Source organism: Caballeronia terrestris, assembly GCF_001544515.1.
Lineage (GTDB): Bacteria > Pseudomonadota > Gammaproteobacteria > Burkholderiales > Burkholderiaceae > Caballeronia > Caballeronia terrestris.
This window is the reverse complement of the sequence record NZ_FCOL02000566.1, coordinates 1-732: the sequence shown is the minus strand read 5'-3', so window position 1 is coordinate 732 and position 732 is coordinate 1. Positions and strand designations below refer to the sequence as shown.

Annotated in this window: 1 protein-coding gene; it reads left to right on the top strand. The window is 58.5% G+C overall.

The genetic code is table 11. From position 1 onward, the window contains the following. Positions 1 to 108 precede the first annotated feature (108 nt). Complete coding sequence (locus AWB67_RS38975; protein WP_087660945.1) at positions 109 to 723, top strand: NUDIX hydrolase; 615 nt, start codon at positions 109 to 111, stop codon at positions 721 to 723. Positions 724 to 732: the final 9 nt, after the last annotated feature.

Genomic DNA, 732 nt, shown 5'->3' with positions numbered 1-732 from the left:
CCCGAAGCTAGGTATTATGAACCGCCGCTGTCCGCGTAACGCGCGGTTCTTCTCGTCACGCGAAGGGCGCTTCTTCGAAACTGTCCGTCTCCAGGGGGAGGGGTTCAATTGTCATTCCGTCGACTTGAGCAAGCCCGCCGCTTGCTGGCATTGGCTCAGACTGGCCTGCATTACGCAGGCGGAGCGTTCGACGAGGAGCGCTACAAGGAGATCGCGGCCATTGCTCATGACCAGCTCGCAGAGCTCGCCGAAATGGATGCGGGGAAGGTTGCTGAACTCTTCGTTCACGAAGCGGGTTATGCGAATCCGAAACTCGACGTCCGATGCGCGGTTTTCAACGCCGCCGGAGAGATTCTTCTCGTGCGCGAGGCCACCGAGGGCCTTTGGTCGTTACCGGGGGGATGGGCGGATATCGGCGCATCACCGGCTGAGAACGCAGTGAGGGAAGTGCGTGAAGAAAGCGGATATACGGTCAGGGTAAGTCGACTGCTAGCGGTGTGGGACATGACCAGGCATCAACATCCGCCATCTGTCTTTCATATATGGAAGCTCGTTTTCCTGGGCGATATCGTGACGCCGGGCGATGCCGTTGGCGTAGAGACCGACGGTGTCGAATTTTTCAACATCAACGCGTTGCCTCCGCTTTCTGTGGCCCGCATATTGGCCGAACAAATCCGGCGACTCGACGAGCTTCGCCGGATTGGAGGCATCGATTTCGACTGACGGCAATAC